The following is a 4,426-nucleotide window of genomic DNA, read 5'->3' on the forward strand; positions in this document are numbered from 1 at the left end:
TCTGTTATGGTATCCTATCTACAAACAGGTTGCTCCGACGGAGCTTATCGGTAACACGTTTTTTTAAAAACCAAAGTGTTACAATAATTCTTAACTTAATGACATTGGGTTGCAAACCTGAACCCGCTGGAAAAGTATTTATAAGTGCTATCGATTTCTTGTATAGCCCTGTTTCCTGGAAAAATATGATTAATGTAACACTTTAGTTTTTTTGCCATCACCCCTCCCGGCAAAATAATAAAATTTCATATTTATCTTCAAATTAGAATGCCTTAAGAGGGTCTCCAAAGGTATAAAGATGATAGGAAATTGCTTTTCCCCATTAGATGGCCCGATTAGCAAAAACAAGGAAAATTTCAGGATTTCTTATTTTATCTGCTCTATTGAATATTAAAAGATTGGGAAAGTTGCATATCCACATTTCAAAATGGATGCTTTGTAGACAATGGAGTGCAAGTTTAACACGGACAAACGGGGTTTGTCCGTGCCACCCTTATAAAAAAAATCACATTTTGCGGGCATTTTGAGTATAGCAAAAGAAACTACTCCGGTATTTTTACGCCCTTTTGCTTTGCAACAATAATTGCATCTTCGTATCCGGCGTCGGCATGGCGTGCGATTCCTATGCCTGGGTCTGCGGTTAAAACCCTTTCAAGTCTTTTGTCTTTCTCTGCGGTTCCGTCAGCAACGATTACCATTCCCGCATGGAGAGAGTTTCCTATCCCCACGCCGCCGCCATGATGAAAACTTACCCAGCTTGCGCCGTTCACTGCGTTCAGGGCAAAATTCAATAACGGCCAATCGGCAATTGCATCGCTGCCGTCTTTCATGTTTTCCGTTTCCCTGTAAGGAGAAGCAACAGAACCGCAGTCAAGATGGTCTCTTCCTATAACCACAGGCGCTTTCACCACGCCCCTCCTGACCATGTCATTAATAATGAGTCCCATTTTCGCGCGTTCGCCATATCCCAGCCAGCAAATCCTTGCGGGAAGTCCTGTTTGCGGTATTTTTTGTCTTGCAAGGTTTATCCATCGAACGAGGGCAGTATCGTCAGGAAAATTTTCAATAATCGCCTGGTCTATCTTATCGATGTCCGCCACATCCCCCGATAACGCAGCCCAGCGAAACGGCCCTTTCCCCTGGCAAAACAACGGCCTGATAAATGCAGAGACAAAACCGGGGTACCAGTAGTTCCCGTTTGAATCACGCATGGAAACACCGGCAAACTCCGCCTGTGAACGCAGATTGTTGCCGTAGTCAAAGCATATTGCCCCGCTCCTCTGCATCTGTAAAATCGCCTTTACGTGTTCAACAATGGCGTCAAAAACTTTTTCCTTATATACCCGTTTATTTTTCTCCCGCACATTATCCAATTCTTTTAAATCGCCCACCGGCACGTAGGACATTAAATCATGCGCCGAGGTTTGATCCGTTACGATATCCGGGGTTATTCCGCGTTTTACCAGTTCCGGATGAATAACAGCGGCATTCCCAACCAGTCCCACTGAAAGGGGTATTTGCCGGGATTTTGCGTCAGATATCCACGACAATGCCTCATCAAGGCTCTCTGTGATTTTGTCACAATATCCCTCTCTTACCCTTTTTTCTATACGTTCCTTTCGCACTTCCACACAAAGGACTACCCCGTCATTCATTGTTACCGCAAGGGGCTGTGCGCCGCTCATGCCACCCATACCTGCGGTAAGTACGAATTTTCCCTTTAAAGAATCGGTATTCAGCACTTTTTTCGCCAATGCCGCAAAGGTTTCGTAGGTACCCTGCAAAATTCCCTGAGCGCCGATATAAATCCAGCTTCCTGCCGTCATCTGTCCATACATAGTAAGGCCGAGGGCGTCGTAATTATCAAATATATCCTGGCTTGCCCATCCGGGTACAAGATTGGCGTTTGCGAGGATTACCCTTGGCGCCCATTCATGCGTTTTTGCCACGTACACCGGTTTCCCCGACTGGACGCAGAGTGTTTCGTCTTTTTTTAATGTTTTTAATGCGGCAACAATCCTTTGATATTCCTTCCAGTTCCTTACGGCGCGTCCATTTCCTCCGTATACAATAAGTTCTTCCGGCTGAACGGCAACATCAGGGTCAAGATTATTCATTAACATGCGCAACGCCGCTTCGCTATCCCAGTTATCACAACTGAGGTTCGTTCCTACGGGCGCCTTGATAGGGCATTCCGGCCTGAATTCATAAAACATTGGTCGGGTCATAAGCATCCATTCCTTAAAAATCTTTAGAGGTAATTTATCTTCACAAATGTGTCCTGTTTTAGGGGATATTACCTAAAACAGGGGACAAGGGGGTTGTAATTTTGCATGTATTTCGAGTAAGCTGAACTGTTGAAAAAAGAGTTTATATTTATTTGAATAAAAAAGCAATTTTAAAAATAATGCACATTGCCCCTAAACTGGCATAGTTACAACCAAACAAGCACGAAACGCGAAATGCAAAAGGCGAAACCACAGATTTCACAGATTAAAAGAAATCTCCAGTCTCCAATGACCAATGACGATTGACGAAAGACGAGTGACTAATGACCAATGACCAAATTTGGAACGAGTGTTTTTAATTTTTCGAAAAGACTAAATTGTTACAATGAATTTGTAATGTTGGATTCATAATACCTTGCCAAAACTAACGGTAAAAGATTTTAATCTCAGCCACACACTCTTATGCGGCCAATTGTTCCGGGTGAAAAAAATAGATGACTGGTTTTACGTTGCAGCAAAAAACCGAATATTCAAGATCCGGCAGTCATCAGAGCATGTGGAATATTATGGCGTCGGCAAAAAATTCCTAACTGATTTTTTTGCGCTTGATGAACCGTATGGCGACATACTATCGCAAATAAACAAAGATTCACACATGAACAGTGCGATCGGGAAGTTTTACGGATTGCGTATCGTACGGCAGGATCCCTGGGAGTGTTTAATATCGTTTATGTGCTCTTCTGCCGCAAACATTCCAAAGATACAGTTAAACCTTGAAAAGCTCTCAGAGTATTTCGGCGAGAAAGTGCGGTTGCATGATTTCGAATGGCACATCTTTCCCCGTCCGGGTAAACTGGATGATTACCAGCAGATTTTAATGGCAAAAACAGGATTCCGTGCAATACATATTAAAAAGGCAAACGATACCATCAACGATGCTTTTTTAACTGCATTAAACAAACTCCCCTATCCGGAGGCTAAAAAAGCCCTGCTGCAGATTCCCGGAGTCGGAAACAAGATTGCAGACTGCGTTCTCTTGTTTTCCCTTGGGTTTTCAGAGGCGTTTCCTATTGATACGTGGATTAAAAAAATCCTCCAGCGGCTTTATTTTAAAGACGAAACCGTATCAAATAATGAATTGCACACGTTTGGGGTGCATTATTTTGGGAAATACGCCGGATACGCCCAACAATTCCTCTATATGCTTGCAAGAGAAAATAAATAACCCGCGTTTTTGTAACACTTTAGTTTTTTGAAAAATTCCAATAATCGCAATGTAGGGGCGAAGCATTTGCTGTAAATTGTCATAAATGCGTTCATACCCAAAAGGGGCAAATGCTTCGCCCATACTTTTTCAAAAAACTAAAGTGTTACGCGTTTTTATTAACAAACTGTGGATGAAGCGCTATCAAAAATGCATGGATTTTAAAAAATATTTGCGTTAAGATGAAAATTTAATTGTTTATTTGATTATTTAAGTAAGAGGGAGAAGAGGTAAGATGGGTGAAAATAAAGTAATTACCAAAGATATGATTATTAATGATGTGATACAAAAATATCCGAAGACCATCGGTATTTTTAAGGATTTTGGCGTAGATTCCTGCTGCGGCGGGGGGTTTAGCATCGAAAAAACAGCGGCAATGAGCGGTGGTGATCTGGAAAAACTGCTTGAGAAACTGAATAAGGCGGTCGGCGAATAATAACGGCAGGCAGGGGGCGAGGCGGCATAAGCGCTAAATTAAAATTACTGCTTAATTTAAACGTGCAAGGTCAGAAGTCAGAAGTCAGAAGTCAGAAGTCCGTGTTTTTCTCGGACATCCTACCTCCGAATGAATAACGAATGTAGAATTATTCCTCTCGTTCCCAAGTCGGAACTTGGGAACGAGAATGGCGTTAGGCCTTCGACGATTTTTTCGATGTAGAGCGAAGTGCCACTTCGCTCGGGACGAAGCAATCGCTTCGTCCTACAACTTTGAAATTCCTATTCGAAAAACCTTATTTGTTTGGCTACATATGCTGGCAAATGTAAAAAGCGTTTCTGTTTATGGCATTGAAGGATATCTGGTGGAAGTAGAGATATGTATCGTAAAGGGAGAGATGCCTTCTACGATTATTGTGGGGCTGCCGGATACTGCGGTAAAGGAGAGCCGGGACAGGGTGAAGGCTGCGCTGAATAACAGCGGTTACCGGTTCCCCAG

Annotated in this window: 4 protein-coding genes; 3 read left to right on the forward strand and 1 reads right to left on the reverse strand. The window is 42.8% G+C overall.

From position 1 onward, the window contains the following. Positions 1 to 542 precede the first annotated feature (542 nt). Positions 543 to 2,228, reverse strand: coding sequence for a urocanate hydratase (gene hutU / locus ABJL82_RS16385; protein WP_347275783.1), 1,686 nt, complete (start codon positions 2,226 to 2,228; stop codon positions 543 to 545). Positions 2,229 to 2,643: 415 nt separating this feature from the next. On the opposite strand from hutU, the gene ABJL82_RS16390 reads away from it, so the two are divergent. The 3 genes from ABJL82_RS16390 to ABJL82_RS16400 all read left to right on the forward strand — a co-directional run. Beyond that, positions 2,644 to 3,453 (forward strand): DNA glycosylase, encoded by an 810-nt coding sequence (locus ABJL82_RS16390; protein WP_347275784.1) that lies wholly within the window; start codon positions 2,644 to 2,646, stop codon positions 3,451 to 3,453. A gap of 274 nt (positions 3,454 to 3,727) precedes the next feature. After that, positions 3,728 to 3,928: a DUF542 domain-containing protein gene (locus tag ABJL82_RS16395; protein WP_347275785.1), complete on the forward strand. Its 201-nt coding sequence runs from the start codon at positions 3,728 to 3,730 to the stop codon at positions 3,926 to 3,928. Between the two features lie 187 nt (positions 3,929 to 4,115). Beyond that, on the forward strand, positions 4,116 to 4,426 hold a 311-nt coding region (locus ABJL82_RS16400; RefSeq protein WP_347275786.1), incomplete at its 3' end, for a magnesium chelatase domain-containing protein.

Origin of the sequence: Candidatus Kuenenia sp., from assembly GCF_039794105.1 — a bacterium.
Lineage (GTDB): Bacteria > Planctomycetota > Brocadiia > Brocadiales > Brocadiaceae > Kuenenia.